We start from the raw sequence: 17,924 nt of genomic DNA, 5'->3' as shown, positions 1-17,924 counted from the left end.
GAATCAGTGCGCTTTGGCCGTGGTGTTTTCATCGACCGCCGCGGCGTTGGCAGCCTGGCGGGTATTCATTTTCCGGGCGTAGAACATCAGGATAATCAGGCTGATGATAAAGGTGCCGGACAGTTCGAAAGAGTTGGCGCCCATCAGCGCGATGAAGCAGAAGCCGCAGCCGCACACTGAAGCGATCAGGCTCAGCAGGTTGCGCACGTTGACCCCTTCAAAGCGGATCAGGTCTACGCAGGAGTAGAAGTAAGGCAGCATGGTCAGCAGCACCGCGATGCCGGTCAGCTCGCCGAACAGGTCGGAGGCTTTGCCGCCGGCGGAGCTCATCAGGGTGATCAGCACCATCAGCGCGGTCATTTTGCAGCCAGCCAGCAGCAGGCCTTTCTTCGGAATACCGTTTTTATCCAGCTCGCCGTACACTTTCGGGAAGTTGCCGTCGTTGGCGGCGCGCACCCCGGCCTGGCCGACCAGCATCATCCACGAACCGAGCGAGGTCAGGCAGGCGAAGGCGGTGAAGGCGGAAACCATCGGTGCGGCCCAGTTGCCCATAATCGCCGAGGCGCTGATGGCGAACGGCGCGCCGCTGGCGGCCATTTCGGACGCCGGGAACATGCCGCTGATCACCTGGGTGGCGGCAATGTAGATAATGCCCGCCAGACCGGTGCCAAGCATGGTCGCCAGCGGTACGGTGCGTTTCGGGTTTTTCACCATGCCGGTGCTGACCGCCGCGGACTCCACGCCGATGAATGCCCACAGGCACAGCAGGATGCTTTTGATGACCGCATGGCCGTCGGTGGTGCCGGAGGTATTCCAGTTAGCCTGGTAGGTGGCGGCGTCAAACCAGTGCCAGCCGAGGGTGGCGGTCACGATCACCGGGATCAGCACCAGCACCAGGCCCAGCGTGGTCAAACGGCTGACCCAGGTTCCGCCCAGCATGTTCACGAAGGTGAAGACCCACACGATGGCGATACAGGCGATGCCGGCGGGCACCGGGTTGTTCAGCGCCGGGAAGAAGGTGGAGAGATAAGAAACGGCGGTAATGCCGATGGCCAGGTTGCCGATCCAGTTGGCATGGTAATAAAGCACGCCGGTCTGGAAACCGAAGGCCGGGGAAATTTCACCCGCGTAGGCGATAGGGCCGCCCTGCTGCGGGTTTTTGGTGGCAAGGCGGGCATAGACATAAGCCAGCGACATCGCCCCGATAATCGAGATCACCCATCCCCAAATAGCGATGGATCCGAGACTCGCCAGGTTGGCGGGCAATAAGGCAATCCCGCTCCCCATCATATTACCGGCGACCACGCCGGTGCAGGCAATAAGCCCTATTTTCTTGGGTGAAGCCATGGTCAGTTTCTCCTGATTTACGTTTCTTATAAGCCACACCCATAAATAAAAGATTTTAATGAGCCGGCTTGATTGTCAGGATGCTAACCATCGGGGGGAATAAAGTCCTAAAGATAAAGTGAGATTACGCTCATGATCATACAAATGATAACCTGAGGTTTTTCATTAACACATCAAGATAAAAAGACAGGCTAAAGAAAAGATAAACATCATTTAAAAACAAAAAGATGACAAGGTTAATGACGCATAACAAATGGCAAAAAAGAAATAATATCGCGCAGCAAAATAATACATTCATGCAACATTGCTTCACCAATAAATAACGCCGCCATGATTCCCGAAGAATAAGGGCGGCGTGATATTGGATTAATTATTGGCGCTGATAGTTATTTAAATAAGGCACTACGTTGGTCAATGACGTCTGGAATACGCCATTGGTGATCCAATGCAAGGTATCCTCACCGGGGCGAAGATTGAAGGCGGTAATATAAGAGTCGGCCGCCAAATGATTCTGCCCCTGCATTTCATACACCTTGCCCAGCAGCACATAATTCAGCCACGACATTTGCAATTCAATCCCCAGATCGATCGCCCGGTGAGCCTCGTCAATCCGCCCCTGCGTCAAAGCATCTACCGCCAGAACTTGCTGCACGATCGGCGTGTTTTTCAATTCCGGGATCGTCGCCAGATGGCTGATATCGGCACGCAATTGCGCCAAGGCCGGGCTGTCGAACGGTTGATAAGAATTGCGCAGCAGATCCACCAACGCTTTTTCAGCCAGCAGGTAGTGGAAGTTCGGCGCGCTGTTAATCAGCTCGCTCAGCTGGCCGCTGGCGCGGGTCAACGAATCGGCGTCACCGCGGATCAGCAACTGATGCGCCTGGTAGAAACGCTGCAGCAACGGTCCGTTGTCGGGCAGCAACTGCGCCAGACGCTGCTCCAGCTGTGGCGGCCAAGGCTGCTTCAGCGCCGCGGACAGGCTGGCGAGGAAGTCAGCCTGGATCTTCAGTTGGTTATCGGCGGTAATGAAGTAACGCTTGTCCAGCATGACAGAGCTGTCGGCGTTATCCACCAGCCGCACGGAGAGGAAACACTGCTGGGCGCGGTAGTGGCGCTGATTGACGAACTCGATATACAGCGACTTGCCCGAATTGCTGGGGCCGGAATAGTTGTAATTGGTTTGGTCATGCACCAGGAAGGTCGAGTAGGTGTTGAGCGAATCGGTGATCAGCTCGCTGACGCCCACCACATAAGAGAGCTGGGGCATCCAGTTGCTGCAGCTCTCGCCGCCCTGGATGCGGATATCGATATCGCGCGGGTTGAGCAGCACCGGCATGGTCGATACCGGCACGCGCTGCGACAGCGTGGCGATGCCGACAAACGCCACGCAAACGCTGAGCGCCGCCAGAAACGCCAGCCACACCCAGAAGGTCGGGCGACGATAAAAACGCGGCTGCTTTTCGCCAGGCGCGTCAGACGGCGCGCCGCTTGCCCGGCGCGGCGGCACGTACGGCGTCTCGTCGTCATCATCGCTGCCGTCTTCCGGCTCATGCATGATCACCGCGATCTGCGGCGCCGGTGCAATAGCGGGTTGTGTCTCCTCCTCTTCACACCAGATCACCGACGTCGCCAGCTTATACCCGCGCTTGGGCACGGTGATAATGTATTCCGGGCTGTCGCTGTCGCCGTCTTTCAGGTACTTGCGCAGCTCTGAAATACATTGGGTCACCACGTGGTTGGTGACAATATTGCGCTTCCAGACGTTGTCGATCAGCTCGTCGCGGCTCAGCACCACGTCGGGGTGCCGGGCAAAATAACACAGCATGTCGATCAGGCGCGGTTCCAGCGTTTTCTGGCGACCATCGCGGCTGATGGTGTTGTCGGCAGGAGTAACCAGCCACTCCCCGACGCGAAAAGCAGGCTCTTGCATGGCGGAAATAACTCTGTAGGCATGTAGGGCAAGGGCGCGATCATAGCATAATCGCCCCCGGCTGTGGCCGCCGGGAGGCGATTAAGCCGTTAACTCTCGTATAATTCTAACGGTAAACCATCGGGATCGCTGAAAAAGGTAAATCGGGATTGGGTGTAGGGATCGACACGCACCGGTTCGCAGGCGACGCCGGCCGCCTGCAGATGAGCGATGGCCTGATCGATGTCGTCGACGCTGAACGCCAGATGACGCAGGCCACAGGCCTCCGGGCGGCTGACGCGAGCCGGCGGCGAGGGGAACGAAAACAGCTCAATGGTGTATTGCCCGTTGAGCGCCAGATCCGCTTTCCAGGAGTCGCGCTCCTCGCGGTAGACTTCACTCAGCAGGGTAAATCCGAGAATGTCGCAGTAGAAATGCTTGCTGGCGGCGTAGTCCGCGCCAATGATCGCGATGTGGTGCACCTGACGTAACGCCAGCATAGAAACTCTCTTCTGTTCGTTTTGATGAGGCACGGTATCCGGCGGCGACAATGCCGTCAATGAAAAAGCCCGACGTATCCTGCCAAACCGCCGGGCGCGTTATGCCATTATGGCTGTGGGGCTTTCAGCACCTTCACCAGATAACGCCCATCCTCCGTCAGCTTGGCGCCGTGGATATCGGTTTCAAACCCGGGATAGCGCTCGCCGATCGAACACAGCATCAGCAGAAAATCGAGCACCGCCCGGCTCTCTTCGGTGATCATTTCACCCGGCATCACCAACGGCACGCCCGGCGGATAAGGCAGGATCATATTGGCCGCGACCTTGCCCACCAACTGATCTAGATCGCAGGTTTCGACATTACCGCGCACCTGCTCCTGGAACATCTGGTGCGGCGTCAGCTTCATTTCCGGCAACACATCGAACGCCCGCTGCATCAGGCCTGGCAGATCGTGTTGGCGGATCAGGCGATGAATGCCGGCGGCCAGATCCTGGATGCGCATATGGCGATAGAAATCCGGATCCTCGGCGTACAGATCCGGCAGCATGTTCTTCACCCGCAGGTTGAGATCGTAGGCGCGCTTGAAGTCGGTCAGGCCGCGCAGCAGGCTCATCGCCTTGGTTTTATCGATGCCGATGCTGAACAGGAACAGCAGATTGTACGGCCCGGTCTTCTCCACCACGATGCCGCGTTCGTCGAGGTACTTCGCCACCAGCGCCGCCGGGATCCCCTCTTCTTCCAGCGCGCCCAGCTCATTCATGCCCGGCGTCAGGATCGTCACCTTGATCGGATCGAGATACATATGATCGCGATCGGTCTGGCCGAAACCATGCCAGTTATCGTCCGGATCCAGCGGCCAGCACTGTGCCTCATCGATCTCTTCCGGCTGCCAGATATCGAAGAACCAGCTGTCGCTCTCCTCGCGCAGCCGCTGCACCTCTCGGCGAAAATGCAGCGCGCGCTCCACCGAACGGTTGATCAAACGGCGCCCCGGGTTGCCGCGCAGCATGGCGGCGGCGGTCTCCATCGACGCCACGATGCCGTAGTGCGGCGAAGTGGTGGTGTGCATCATGTAGGCTTCGTTGAAGGTGCTCTCATCGTAGTCACCCTTGATATGAATCATCGAGGCCTGCGAGAAGGCGGCCAGCAGCTTGTGGGTAGACTGGGTTTCGTAGAAAACCTTGCCGGGCACCCGCTCGCCGCTCATGCCGCTCTTGCCGTCGTAAATCGGGTGGAAGTTGGTGTAAGGCACCCAGGCGGAATCAAAGTGAATCGACGGCACCTCCAGCGTCTGCTTGATGTAGTCGGTGTTGTACAGCAGGCCGTCATAGGTGGAATTGGTGATCACCGCGTGCACCGGCCAGGTGGCGTTCGGCGTCGCCTGCACCCGGGCGGCGATGCTCTCGCGAGTGAACTCGCGCTGCGGAATCCCGCCGAGGATGCCGTAGGCATTGCGCAGCGGGCGCAGATAGATCGGCGTGATATCGCTCATCATCAGCAGGTGGCACAGTGATTTGTGGCAGTTGCGGTCGATCAGCACCGTGCTGCCGGCCGGCGCCGAATACATGCCGACGATCTTGTTGGCGGTGGAGGTGCCGTTGGTGACCAGATAGCTCTGCTCGGCGTTGAAGGTGCGCGCGATGTACTCTTCGGCCTCCAGATGCGGGCCGGTGTGATCCAACAGCGACCCGAGCTCGGTGACCGAAATCGAGATATCGGCCTTCAGGGTATTGGCGCCGAAGAAGTCATAGAACAGGCAGCCTACCGGGCTTTTCTGGAACGCAGTGCCGGCCATGTGGCCCGGCGTGCAGAAGGTGTACTTCCCTTCGCGCACGTAGTTGAACAGCGCCTTGGTCAGCGGCGGCGTAATGGTGTCGATGTATTCCGCGGTGTACTGCTGGATGCGCTGCGCGATGTCGTCTGCCGCATTCAGGCCATACTCGAAGAAATAGAGCACCATGCGCATTTCATGCAGGCTGACGTCGAAAGTGGAGTGGGTATTGATAAAGGCATACAGCGGCAGGTATTCGTTCAGCTCGTTGATCTCGCTGCACAGCTCCAGGCTGTAGTCGTCCCAGTCGAAGATCACCCCGCAGATGCGGGCGTTGGCTTCGATCAACTTCAGCAGGTCACCGCTGTTTTTGGGGTACACCAGCTGGAATCCCATGGCGGCCAGCGCAGCGTGGAGCTCGCGAATCGGCTCATCTTTGTAGTAGACGCCCGTCGGGCCCATGATGGCGATGATATTCATCGGCAGCTCCTGTCAGTTAACGGCCAAGTCTCTATAACACCACGAAAATCCGACGGTGTGTAGCCAAAAAAAAACCGCCCGGAGGCGGTTTCTTGCAGCGAAACACAGAACTCAGCAGTAGCCGTAGTTCATCAGACGCTGGTAACGGCGGTTGAGCAACTCTTCGTCGTTCAGGCCATCCAAATCTTTCAGATCGGCGAGCAGCTGCGCTTTCAGCGCGGCGGCCATCGCCGGCACGTCGCGGTGCGCGGAACCGAGCGGCTCCGGGATCACCGAGTCAATCAGCTTCAGCTCTTTCAGACGCGGCGCGGTGATGCCCATCGCTTCTGCGGCCAGCGGCGCCTTATCGGCGCTCTTCCACAGGATGGAAGCACAGCCTTCCGGCGAAATCACCGAGTAAGTGCTGTACTGCAGCATGTTCACCTTGTCGCCCACGCCGATCGCCAGCGCGCCGCCGGAGCCGCCTTCGCCGATGACGGTGCAGATGACCGGCACGTTCAGACGCGACATCTCACGCAGGTTGCGCGCGATAGCTTCCGACTGGCCGCGTTCTTCCGCGCCCACGCCCGGATAAGCGCCAGGGGTATCGATAAAGGTGATGATCGGCATCTTGAAGCGCGCGGCCATTTCCATCAGGCGCAGCGCCTTGCGGTAGCCTTCCGGCGCCGGCATGCCGAAGTTGCGGCGGATCTTCTCTTTGGTCTCACGGCCTTTCTGGTGCCCGATGATCATCACCGGACGGCCATCCAGGCGCGCAATGCCGCCGACGATCGCTTTGTCGTCAGCGTAAGCGCGATCGCCCGCCAACTCTTCGAAGTCGGTAAAGATGTGTTTGATATAATCCAGGGTATAAGGACGGCGCGGGTGGCGTGCCAATTGGGCAATTTGCCAAGCCCCAAGATCGGCAAAAATCTTGCGCGTCAGCTCAACGCTCTTTTCACGCAGGCGCTGAACCTCTTCGTCCAGATTAATATCTAATTTTTCGTCTTGACGGCTGACTGCAGTCAGCGAGTCAATTTTCGCTTCCAGCTCTGCAATCGGCTGTTCAAAATCAAGAAAATTCAGACTCATAGCATTCCTATTTTAGTCAAATTCCAAGTCCACCTGCTCATTGCCTACCAACGTCCGCAAGTCGATCAACAAGCGGTCGGTGGGCGTCACGCGCCAGGTTGCGCCAAAACGCAGCTTGGCTCGCGCATCTTCCCGTTGATAGTAGAGATGCACTGGAATCGTCCCCGATCGATGGGGTTCCAACGACTGACGGAGACGGTTCAAAAGCTGGTCATCAATTTGCCTGTCAGTCAGCGAGATAGCAAGCCCGCGAGCGTATTTTTCCCGGGCTTCACTGATGTCCATTACCTCGCGGGCCATCATTTTAAGCCCGCCGCTAAAGTCATCAAAGCTGACCTGTCCACTGGCGATAAGGATACGGTCTTTTTCCAACAAATGCTGGTATTTTTCTAACGCTTCGGTGAATAACATCACTTCCAGACGGCCTGAACGGTCATCCAGCGTGCAGATGCCGATGCGGTTGCCGCGCTTGGTCACCATCACCCGCGCGGCGACCACCAACCCGACGGCGGTAGTCATTTTGCCCCGATCCGTCGGGTGCATGTCTTTCAAACGCTGGCCACCGGCGTAACGTTCGATCTCCTTCAGGTACTGGGTGATCGGGTGGCCGGTCAGGTACAGCCCCAGCGTCTCCCGTTCACCGTCCAGCACCACCTGCTCCGGCCAGGGCGCGATATTGGCGTAGGATTGCTCCACCTGCTCCGGCGCTTCCGCCAGCACGCCAAACATATCCACCTGGCCAATAGCTTCGGCTTTCGCATGCTGATCCGCCGCTTTTAACGCGTCGCCGAGCGAATTCATCAGCGCGGCGCGGTGCGGCCCAAGGCGATCGAACGCCCCGGACATGATCAGTTTTTCCAGAATGCGGCGGTTCAGTTTCTTGATGTCGGAGCGCGCGCAGAGATCGAACAGGTCTTTGAAATAACCTTGCTCGCCGCTGTTGCGCGCTTCGATAATGGCTTCGATCGGCCCTTCCCCCACGCCCTTGATGGCGCCGATGCCGTAAACGATCTCGCCGTCGTCGTTGACGTGGAAGTGATACAGGCCGCTGTTGATGTCCGGCGGCAGGATCTTCAACCCCATGCGCCAGCACTCGTCCACCAGACCCACCACTTTGTCGGTGTTGTCCATATCGGCGGTCATCACCGCCGCCATAAACTCGGCCGGATAGTGCGCCTTCAGCCACAGCGTCTGATACGACACCAGCGCATAGGCGGCGGAGTGCGATTTGTTGAAGCCATAACCGGCGAATTTTTCCACCAGGTCGAAGATTTTCACCGACAGTTCGCCGTCGATGCCGCGCGCTTTGGCGCCGTCTTCAAAGCCGCCGCGCTGCTTGGCCATTTCGACCGGGTTCTTTTTACCCATCGCACGACGCAGCATGTCCGCGCCGCCCAGCGTATAGCCGGCCAGCACCTGGGCAATCTGCATCACCTGTTCCTGATACAGGATGATGCCGTAGGTCGGTTCCAGCACCGGCTTGAGCGACTCGTGCTGCCACTGAATGTCCGGGTAGGAGATCTCTTCACGGCCGTGTTTGCGGTCGATGAAGTTATCCACCATGCCCGACTGCAGCGGCCCCGGACGGAACAGCGCCACCAGTGCGATCATGTCTTCGAAGCAGTCGGGCTTCAGACGTTTGATCAAATCTTTCATGCCGCGCGATTCAAGCTGGAACACCGCCGTGGTTTCCGAGCGCTGCAGCATGTCGAAGCTTTTCTTGTCGTCGAGCGGGATGGCGGCGATGTCGATCGGTTCCAGCCCGGTCTTGGCGCGCCGGGCGTTGATCATCTCCAGCGCCCAGTCGATGATGGTCAGGGTGCGCAGACCGAGGAAGTCGAACTTCACCAGCCCGGCGTATTCCACGTCGTTCTTGTCGAACTGGGTCACCGGGTGGTTCCCTTCGGCATCGCAGTACAGCGGCGCGAAGTCGGTGATCTTGGTCGGCGCGATCACCACGCCACCGGCGTGTTTACCGGCGTTGCGCGTCACCCCTTCCAGCTTGCGCGCCATGTCGATCAGCGCCTTGACCTCTTCGTCGGCCTCGTAAATCTCCGGCAGCTGCGGTTCGGCGGCGAAGGCTTTCTCCAGCGTCATGCCCGGATCCGGCGGCACCAGCTTGGAAATGCGATCGACGAAGCCGTACGGGTGCCCCAGCACGCGGCCCACGTCGCGGATAACCGCTTTCGCCGCCATGGTGCCGAAGGTGATGATCTGTGATACTGCTTCGCGGCCGTACATCTCCGCCACGTGTTCGATTACCTGGTCACGCTTCTCCATGCAGAAGTCGACGTCGAAGTCGGGCATTGAGACACGTTCCGGGTTCAGGAAGCGTTCGAACAGCAGATCGAACTCCAGCGGATCGAGGTCGGTGATTTTCAACGCATAGGCCACCAGCGAACCGGCGCCGGAGCCGCGCCCCGGGCCAACCGGCACGTTGTTGTCCTTCGACCACTGGATAAACTCCATCACGATCAGGAAGTAGCCAGGGAAGCCCATCTGGTTGATCACCTTCAGCTCGACGTCCAGACGCTCATCGTATTCCGGGCGGCGCTGCGCGCGCACGTCAGGATCGGGGAACAGGAACTCCAGACGCTCTTCCAGCCCCTCTTTCGATTTGAGCACCAGGAAGTCCTCGGTGCTCATATCGCCGGTCGGGAACTGCGGCAGGAAGTATTCGCCAAGGCGAATGGTGACGTTGCAGCGCTTGGCGATTTCGACGCTGTTCAGCAGCGCTTCCGGGATGTCGGCGAACAGTTCGCACATCTCGTCTTCGCTGCGCATGTACTGTTGCGGGCTGTAGTTGCGCGGCCGCTTGGGGTCGTCCAGCGTAAAGCCGTCGTGAATGGCGACGCGAATCTCATGGGCGTCGAAGTCATCTTCCACCAGGAAGCGCACGTCGTTGGTGGCCACCACCGGCAAGCCGCGCTCGGTGGCCAGCGCCACCGCCGCATGCAGGTAGTTCTCTTCGTCCTGGCGGCCGGTGCGGATCAGTTCCAGATAGTAACAGTCCGGGAAATGCTGCTGATAGAAGTCCAGACACTGATCCACCTGCGCCTGGTTGCCGCGCAGCAGAAACTTGCCGACGTCGCCCTGACGCGCACCGGAGAGCAGGATCAGCCCTTCGCGATGTTCAATCAGCCAGTCGCGATCGATAGTCGGGCCGGCGGCGCCGTAGCCGCGCTGATAGGCACGGGAAATCAGCAGCGTCAGGTTCTGGTAGCCTTCGTTGTTGCTGGCCAGCACCGTCAACTGAGCCAGTTCATCGCCCAGCTCTTCACTTTGCACATGGAAATCCGCGCCGATGATCGGTTTGATCCCGGCGCCGTGCGCGCTGCCATAGAATTTCACCAGCCCGCACAGGTTGGTGAAATCGGTGATTGCCAGTGCAGGCATGGCTAACGCGGCGGCTCTTTTCACCAGCGGCGCCGTCTTGGCCAATCCATCAATCATGGAGTAGTCACTGTGGACGCGCAGGTGAATAAAACGAGGTTCGGCCATCTCCAGATACCTGATTGAAGGGGCTCAGCAGGCTGAGCCCGGGTTAATGCTATCGTCGAGCCCGGTCAGGCCCGCAGACTACAGCGCCAGCGCTCTTTTCACCGGCGCGAAGCTGCGGCGATGATGCTCGGTGGCGCCCAGCGCGGCCAGCCGCTCCAGGTGGAAGGCGGTCGGGTAGCCTTTATGCTGCGCGAAACCGTAGTCCGGGTACTCGCTGTCCAGCTCGGCCATTTCGCGATCGCGCGTGACCTTCGCCAGAATGGACGCCGCGCTGATCTCCGCCACGCGGCTGTCGCCCTTCACCACCGCCTGCGAACGCATCGGCAGGTTCGGGCAACGGTTACCGTCGATTAAAACCATGTCCGGCGCGATATGCAACCCGGCCACCGCGCGCTGCATCGCCAACATGGTGGCGTGCAAAATGTTCAATTGGTCGATTTCCGCCGGTTCGGCGCGCCCCAGGCTCCAGGAGAGCGCCTTGGCGACGATTTCGTCATACAGCGCCAGGCGGCGTTTTTCACTGAGTTTCTTGGAGTCTGCCAGACCGACGATCGGCTGCGCCGGATTGAGGATCACGGCGGCGGTGACCACCGCGCCGACCAACGGGCCGCGGCCCACTTCGTCCACACCGGCAATCAGCGTGGCAGCGGGATAGATAAAGGGTTCAATCATGCTTTCGCCAGCTCCAACACAGCCTGAGCGGCCTGTTCGTCCGCACCGCAACGGATGCTTTGGTGCAAGGTAAGGAAAGTGTGTTTCAACGCGTCGGTTTCCGGGCTCTCTTCCAGCAGCGGCATCACGGCGGCGGCCAGTTTGTCCGGCACGCAGTCATGCTGCAGCAACTCGGTGACGATCTCGCGCCCCGCCAGCAGATTCGGCAGCGAAACGTAAGGCGTTTTCACCAGCTTCTGCGCCAGCCAGAAAGTGAACGGCTTCATGCGATAGCCCACCACCATCGGGCACTTGGCCAACATGCACTCCAGCGCCGCCGTGCCGGAGGCCAGCAGCGCCGCGTCGCTGGCGATCATCGCTTCGCGCCCCTGCCCATTCAGCAGGTGTACGGTCAAATCCGGCGCAACCTCGGCCTTGATGCGCTCAAACTGCTCGCGCCGTTTGGCGTTGACCAGCGGCACCACCACTTCCAGCTCGGGATAACGGGTGCGCAGCAACTGCGCGGTTTTGAGGAAATCGGCGCTCAGCATTTCGACTTCGGCGCCGCGGCTGCCCGGCAGCAAGGCCAGACAGCGCGCCTGCGGAGCGATACCAAGCTGAGCGCGCGCCGCCAGCCGGTCGGGCTGCAACGGCATGGCGTCCGCCATGGTGTGGCCAATAAACCGGCAAGGCACGTTGAAACGATCGTAAAACGCTTTTTCGAAAGGGAGAAAGGCCAACACCAGATCGGTGGCTTTGCCTATTTTGAAAACGCGTTTTTGCCGCCAGGCCCACACGGAAGGGCTGACGTAGTGGATGGTGCGAATGCCGCGCTGTTTGAGGCGGCCTTCCAGCGTGATGTTGAAGTCCGGCGCGTCGATGCCGACAAACACGTCCGGCCGCAGCTCACCGAAACGGCGGGTGAGATCCTTGCGGATCTTCAACAGGCGTGGCAAACGCTCGAGCACTTCCACCACGCCCATGACCGCCAGCTCTTCCATTTCGTACCAGGCTTCGCAGCCTTCGGCCTGCATCAGCGGGCCGGCGACGCCGACAAAACGCGCGTCGGGGATCTGCGCCTTGAGCGCACGGATCAAGCCGGCGCCGAGAATGTCACCGGAGGTTTCTCCGGCGACCAGTCCGATAGTCAATGGACGATTCGACATAACTCAGCGAATGATGCCACGGGTGGAACGGGTGAAGAAATCGAGGTATTGCTGCACCACCGGCTGTTCTTTGGCCAGGGCTTCGATTTCCGCTTTCGCTTCATCCAGCGTTTTCTCGCTGCGATACAGGATTTTGTAGGCGTTGCGGATTGCCTGCATTTCATCCTTGTCAAAACCGCGGCGCTTCAGGCCGACCGCGTTGACGCCGAACGGCGTAGCGTGGTTGCCCTGAGCGATGACGAAAGGAGGCACGTCCTGAGCGACACCGGAACAACCGCCTACCATCACATGCGCGCCGATAATGCAGAACTGGTGGATCGCCGTCATGCCGCCGATGATGGCGTGATCGTCGATTTCCACATGCCCCGCCAGCGTGGCGTTGTTGGCCAGCACGCAAGCATTGCCGACCACGCAATCGTGGGCGATGTGCACGTTGACCATCAGCAGGTTGTCGTTGCCCACTTTGGTCAGGCCGGTGCCCTGCGCGGTGCCGCGATGAATGGTCACGCTTTCGCGGATGCGGTTGCGATCGCCCACTTCAACGCGCGTCGGTTCGCCCGCGTATTTCAGATCCTGATTCACTTCGCCGATAGAGGCGAATTGATAAATCTGATTATCGCAGCCAATCTTGGTAATGCCGTTCACCACCACGTGGGATTTCAGCACCGTGCCGGCGCCGATTTCCACCTGGGAGCCGACGTAGCAGAAAGGGCCGATATGCACGTTGGCGCCGATCACGGCGCCTTCTTCGACTATCGCGCTAGGATGGATAAAGGCGGTTTGGTCAATCACGGATTAAGCCTCCCGGCTGCGGGCACACATCATGGTTGCTTCGCAGACAATTTTACCGTCAACGGTCGCCACGCCTTTGAAGCGAGTCAGACCGCGGCGAGTTTTCTCGAAGGTGACTTCCATAACCATCTGATCGCCTGGCACCACAGGGCGCTTGAAGCGTGCTTCGTCGATACCGGCGAAGTAATACAGCTCGCCCGGCTCCAGTTTGCCGACGCTTTTAAACGCCAGGATACCGGTGGCCTGCGCCATGGCTTCCAGGATCAATACGCCTGGGAAAATCGGTTTGCCAGGGAAATGGCCCTGGAAAAACGGTTCATTCACCGATACGTTCTTCACCGCACGCAGATATTTGTGCTCTTCAAACTCGAGGACGCGGTCGACCAGCAAGAACGGGTAACGGTGAGGAAGCAGATCCAAAATTTCTGCAATATCCAGAGTATGAGTGTCAGTAGTCAAAATACTCTTCCTGTCTCTAAAAACTGATGGCATCAACAACACGGCCTGCGCTGACCCCAAAAGGAGATCATCATGCAGGCCGCAAATTAACATCTCTTTGCGCTTTTGGTCTCACGACCAACGCGTTTCGTTTTGTACCCGCCAGGGCGGGCGGCAATGATTAGTCTTTTCCGACTTTACGTTCGACAGCTTTCAAGCGTTTGCTGATCTCATCGATATTCATCACCAACGCAGCGGTTTTACGCCAAACCTTGTTAGGCTGCAACGGAATGCCCGAAGAGTATACCCCAGGTTCGGTGATTGGTCGCATAACCATTCCCATTCCGGTAACAACAACCTTGTCGGCAATCTCCATGTGACCGTTGATCACGCTGGCGCCGCCGATCTGGCAGTAGCGGCCGATTTTCAGGCTGCCGGCCATGATCACACCACCGGCGACGGCGGTATTGTCGCCAATCACGACGTTATGTGCAATCTGGCATTGGTTGTCGATGATAACACCATTCCCGATTTGGGTGTTATCCAAAGCGCCGCGGTCAATGGTGGTGCAAGCGCCGATTTCGACGCGATCGCCGATAATCACCGTGCCCAACTGAGGGATCTTGATCCACTCGCCGCGCTCATTCGCATAGCCGAAACCGTCCGCGCCGATCACAGTGCCCGACTGAATCAGGCAGCGCTGGCCGATTTCGACCGCATGATAAATCGTTACGTTCGCCCACAGACGCGTACCCGCGCCGATGCGTGCGTGTTTGCCGATGAAACAGCCCGGGCCGATAACCACGTTATCGCCAAGCACCGCACCCGACTCGATCACCGCGTTCGCCCCAATGGCGACGTTCTGCCCCAACTGCGCTTCAGGCGAGATCACCGCGCTTGGCGCGATATCCTGCGCCGGCGCCGGCGTAGTGTCCATCAGTTGCGCCATGCGCGCGTAGGTCAGATAAGGGTTTTTAACCACCAGCGCCGCAGCACGGCAGTGTGGTAAATCCGCTTCGGTAAGCACCACGGCGCTTGCCTGGCAGGAAGACAGCTGCTCTTGATAGCGGCTGTTTGACAAAAACGTGATTTGGCCAGGCTGTGCCGAATGCATAGAAGCAATGCCGGTGATGACGAGATCGCCATCACCGTGCAATTGTGCATCCAACTGCTGCGCTAAATCAGCCAGTCGAATTGAAAGCATGTGTTATTTAACCTGTTTCAGCACGTCAGCAGTGATATCTTTGGAAGAGTCTGCATAGGCAACGGCGTTGGCGTCGATCACCACGTCATAACCGCCTTTGCTGGCGACAGATTTCACCGCGTCCTGAATGCGGCTCAGGATCTTGTTACGTTCTTCCATCTGGCGACGGCGGTTGTCCTGCTCGAAAGCCTGGGCTTTCTGAGAGAACTGCTCGCGTTGCGCCATCACGTCTTTTTCCAACTTGCTGCGGTCGCTGGCTTTCATGGTAGCGCCGTCACGCTGCAGACGTTGCATTTTGGTCTGCAGGCTACGTTCCATGTTCTGGAGTTCGCTTGCACGGCCTTTAAACTCGTTTTCCAGCTGTTTAGCGACCGCTTCGCGGGCCGGCAGCTGTTGGAAAATGCTGGAGACGTTAACGACAGCGATCTTATCTGCTGCCTGAACGCCAGCTGAAGCAGCCATTGCTAAACCGAGGCCTGCGGCACACAACCACTTTTTCACTATAAACTCCTTACCATCACCCATTTGTGTCATATGACACTGAAGTACACAATTTGCCAGACTTGTCCCACCAAACAATGAGAATCATCTCCCTCTGCCGGCGGGCGCCTGGCCATTGCGATTCTTAATAACTGTTATGCCCAGAGGCGAGACCCGTTACCAGGTCTTACCGATGTTAAACTGGAACTGTTCGGACTTGTCGCCTTCGTATTTCTTGATCGGGTTGGCGTAAGAGAACACCAACGGCCCCAGTGGCGACATCCACTGCAGCGCGATACCGGCGGAAGAACGAATATTGCTGGCCTTGCTGTAGTCCGGCACGCCGTACATCAGCGTTTCGTTGGTATTCTTCCACTTGGTGTCCCACACGGTACCGGCATCGATGAACAGCGACGTCCGCACCGAGTTGGCGTATTTCTCGCTGATGAACGGCGTCGGGGTGATCAACTCCAGGCTGGCGACCGCCATGGCGTTACCGCCCACCGCGTCATCCGAGCTACAGATGCTCTGACGATCGGTCGTGCTGCCGGCGTTGAACTGACACTGGTACGAGTTGGAGTTGTAGTACACCGCCTTCGGACCAATGGTGTTGGACTGGAAGCCGCGCACGGTGCTCGAACCACCGGCGTAGAAGTTCTCGTAGAACGGCATTTCCTTGCCGCCCAGCCCATCCGCGTAACCCAGACGGCCACGGCCCAACAGCACCCAGGTGCGATCGTCGTTGATCGGCACGTACTGTACGCTGTCCAGCGTCACCTTGTAGTATTCGTTGTCCGAGCCCGGAATGGTGACCTTGCCGTTCAACGTGGTGCGGTTACCCGAGGTCGGGAAGTAGCCGCGGTCCAGGTTGTTGTAGGTCCAGCCCAGGTTCAGCGTAAAGTCGTCGGTCGAGTAGCTGGCGCGGTCGGTCTTGTTCGCATCCACGCCCATCGAGTCGAGGTAACGCCACATGGCGATCTGCGGCTGCATGTTCGACAGGCCGTTGTGGACGTAGCCCAGGCCGGTACGCAACGAGTTGTTTTCGTTGATCGGGAAGCCCAGCGTACCGTCGATACCGTAACTCTTGTTGGTATAGTCCGACAGATCCGCGTCATCCGCCTTAAAGTCGTTGTAGAAGATGCGGCCGCCCAGGCTCACACCGTCAACGGTGAAGTACGGGTTGGTGACCGACAGTTCGGTATAGGTCTGGTAGTCGTTCTTGGTGCCGCTGATGCCGACCGAGTAGCCGGTACCCAACCAGTTATCCTGCTGCACGCCGGCCTGGAAGCTGACGCCGCTCTCGGTGCCGTAACCGACGCCGAAGTTGAAGGTACCGGTGTTGCGTTCTTTCACCTTGTAGGTCACATCGACCTGATCGGCGGTGCCCGGCACGCGCTGGGTTTCCACGTCAACCGTTTCGAAGTAGCCCAGACGGTTCAGACGCTCTTTGCCCTGCTCGACCTGCTCGTTGCCGAGCCAGGCGCCTTCCATCTGGCGCATTTCGCGACGCAGTACGGAATCCTTGCTGGTGTCGTTGCCTTCGAACTTGATGCGACGCACGTAGAAGCGGTTGCCCGCGTCAACGTTGACGTGCAGTTTGACGGTTTTATCCGCGTCGTTGATCTCAGGCTGAGTGCCGACGCGCGGGTAGGCGTAACCATAACGGCCCAACATCGTTTTGATGTTGTCTTCCATTTTGGTCACCTTGCTGCCGTTGTACAGCTCGCCTGGCTCAATTTTGGTGATCTGAGCGACTTCCGCCGAGTGGCCGGCCAGATTGCCGTTCACGACAACATCGGAAAGCTTGTATTGCTCGCCTTCGGTGATGTTGATGGTGATGTAGATGCCTTTTTTATCCGGCGTCAGGCTCACCTGGGTAGAATCGATGTTAAAGCGGGCATAGCCGCGATCCAGATAGAAGCTGCGCAGGGTTTCGAGATCGCCCGCCAGTTTTTGCTTCTGGTATTTGCGATCGCCGACCAGGTTCCACCATGGCACTTCATCACGCAGTTGGAAGCGTGAGATCAGTTCGTCGTTGGTGAAGGCATGGTTGCCGACGATGTTGATTTGTTGAATCTTGGCGGAGACCCCTTCCGTGAACACCAGTTTCAGGTCGACACGGTTACGCGGCAACGGCGTGACTACGGCTTTCACCGAGGCGCTGTATTTACCGACGCTGTAGTAGAAGTCTTCCAGCCCTTTTTCAATGCTGGAGATCGTGGTGCGGTCGAGCGCCTCGCCCACCCGGACGCCGGAGGCTTCCAGGTTCTGCTTGAGCATGTCATCCTTCACCGACTTATTGCCGGAGAAAGTGATGCTGGCGATGGTAGGACGTTCCTTCACCTGCACGATCAAGGTATTACCATCGCGCAGCACGCGCACGTCCTCGAAGTTGCCGGTGGCAAACAAGGCACGGATGGTATTACTGATGTCATCGTCAGTGACGGTATCGCCGACGCGAACCGGCATGTTGAGTAACGCCGCACCGACGGCGACTCGCTGCAGGCCTTCGAAATGAATGTCTTTCACTACGAACCCGTCTGCACCGTATACGGTGGCGCTGCCAAACAGCAGCGACGCTATGAGCAACTTTTTCATCGCCATCGTTGTTAT

At 58.5% G+C, this 17,924-nt stretch carries 13 protein-coding genes; all 13 read right to left on the bottom strand.

What is annotated here, in order from left to right; all coding sequences use genetic code 11:
- Positions 1-3: 3 nt before the first annotated feature.
- Positions 4-1,347, bottom strand: coding sequence for a cadaverine/lysine antiporter (gene cadB, locus ACJ8KE_RS21630; RefSeq protein ID WP_049299752.1), 1,344 nt, complete (start codon positions 1,345-1,347; stop codon positions 4-6).
- 370 nt (positions 1,348-1,717) lie between these two features.
- The gene (gene cadC, locus ACJ8KE_RS21625; protein ID WP_016929876.1) at positions 1,718-3,277 is read right to left on the bottom strand and encodes a lysine decarboxylation/transport transcriptional activator CadC; all 1,560 of its coding nucleotides are present in this window, start codon (positions 3,275-3,277) and stop codon (positions 1,718-1,720) included.
- Between the two features lie 89 nt (positions 3,278-3,366).
- Positions 3,367-3,756, bottom strand: a complete 390-nt coding sequence (locus ACJ8KE_RS21620) for a VOC family protein (RefSeq protein ID WP_079450528.1) — start codon at positions 3,754-3,756, stop codon at positions 3,367-3,369.
- Positions 3,757-3,863: 107 nt separating this feature from the next.
- On the bottom strand, positions 3,864-6,008 hold the full coding sequence (locus tag ACJ8KE_RS21615; protein WP_016929878.1) for a lysine decarboxylase LdcC: 2,145 nt from the start codon (positions 6,006-6,008) through the stop codon (positions 3,864-3,866).
- Positions 6,009-6,119: 111 nt separating this feature from the next.
- The gene (accA, locus tag ACJ8KE_RS21610) at positions 6,120-7,079 is read right to left on the bottom strand and encodes an acetyl-CoA carboxylase carboxyl transferase subunit alpha (RefSeq protein WP_004931972.1); all 960 of its coding nucleotides are present in this window, start codon (positions 7,077-7,079) and stop codon (positions 6,120-6,122) included.
- 12 nt (positions 7,080-7,091) lie between these two features.
- Positions 7,092-10,580 (bottom strand): DNA polymerase III subunit alpha, encoded by a 3,489-nt coding sequence (gene dnaE, locus ACJ8KE_RS21605; RefSeq protein ID WP_197759214.1) that lies wholly within the window; start codon positions 10,578-10,580, stop codon positions 7,092-7,094.
- 78 nt (positions 10,581-10,658) lie between these two features.
- Positions 10,659-11,252, bottom strand: a complete 594-nt coding sequence (rnhB, locus tag ACJ8KE_RS21600; protein ID WP_234213117.1) for a ribonuclease HII — start codon at positions 11,250-11,252, stop codon at positions 10,659-10,661.
- Positions 11,249-12,397, bottom strand: coding sequence for a lipid-A-disaccharide synthase (gene lpxB, locus ACJ8KE_RS21595; RefSeq protein ID WP_028128317.1), 1,149 nt, complete (start codon positions 12,395-12,397; stop codon positions 11,249-11,251). The genes rnhB and lpxB overlap by 4 nt, the downstream gene beginning before the upstream one ends.
- Before the next feature lie 3 nt (positions 12,398-12,400).
- Positions 12,401-13,189, bottom strand: a complete 789-nt coding sequence (gene lpxA, locus ACJ8KE_RS21590; RefSeq protein ID WP_016929882.1) for an acyl-ACP--UDP-N-acetylglucosamine O-acyltransferase — start codon at positions 13,187-13,189, stop codon at positions 12,401-12,403.
- Between the two features lie 3 nt (positions 13,190-13,192).
- Positions 13,193-13,648: a 3-hydroxyacyl-ACP dehydratase FabZ gene (gene fabZ / locus ACJ8KE_RS21585; RefSeq protein ID WP_004931962.1), complete on the bottom strand. Its 456-nt coding sequence runs from the start codon at positions 13,646-13,648 to the stop codon at positions 13,193-13,195.
- Between the two features lie 160 nt (positions 13,649-13,808).
- Entirely contained in the window at positions 13,809-14,831 is a 1,023-nt protein-coding gene (lpxD, locus tag ACJ8KE_RS21580; RefSeq protein WP_004931959.1) for a UDP-3-O-(3-hydroxymyristoyl)glucosamine N-acyltransferase, read from the bottom strand.
- 3 nt (positions 14,832-14,834) lie between these two features.
- Positions 14,835-15,332, bottom strand: coding sequence for a molecular chaperone Skp (skp, locus tag ACJ8KE_RS21575; protein ID WP_004931958.1), 498 nt, complete (start codon positions 15,330-15,332; stop codon positions 14,835-14,837).
- Between the two features lie 156 nt (positions 15,333-15,488).
- Positions 15,489-17,915: an outer membrane protein assembly factor BamA gene (gene bamA, locus ACJ8KE_RS21570; protein ID WP_033639522.1), complete on the bottom strand. Its 2,427-nt coding sequence runs from the start codon at positions 17,913-17,915 to the stop codon at positions 15,489-15,491.
- Positions 17,916-17,924: the final 9 nt, after the last annotated feature.

It is taken from the genome of Serratia sp. CY56464 (assembly GCF_052168435.1).
GTDB lineage: Bacteria > Pseudomonadota > Gammaproteobacteria > Enterobacterales > Enterobacteriaceae > Serratia > Serratia marcescens.
This window is presented reverse-complemented; position numbering and strand designations above follow the sequence as displayed.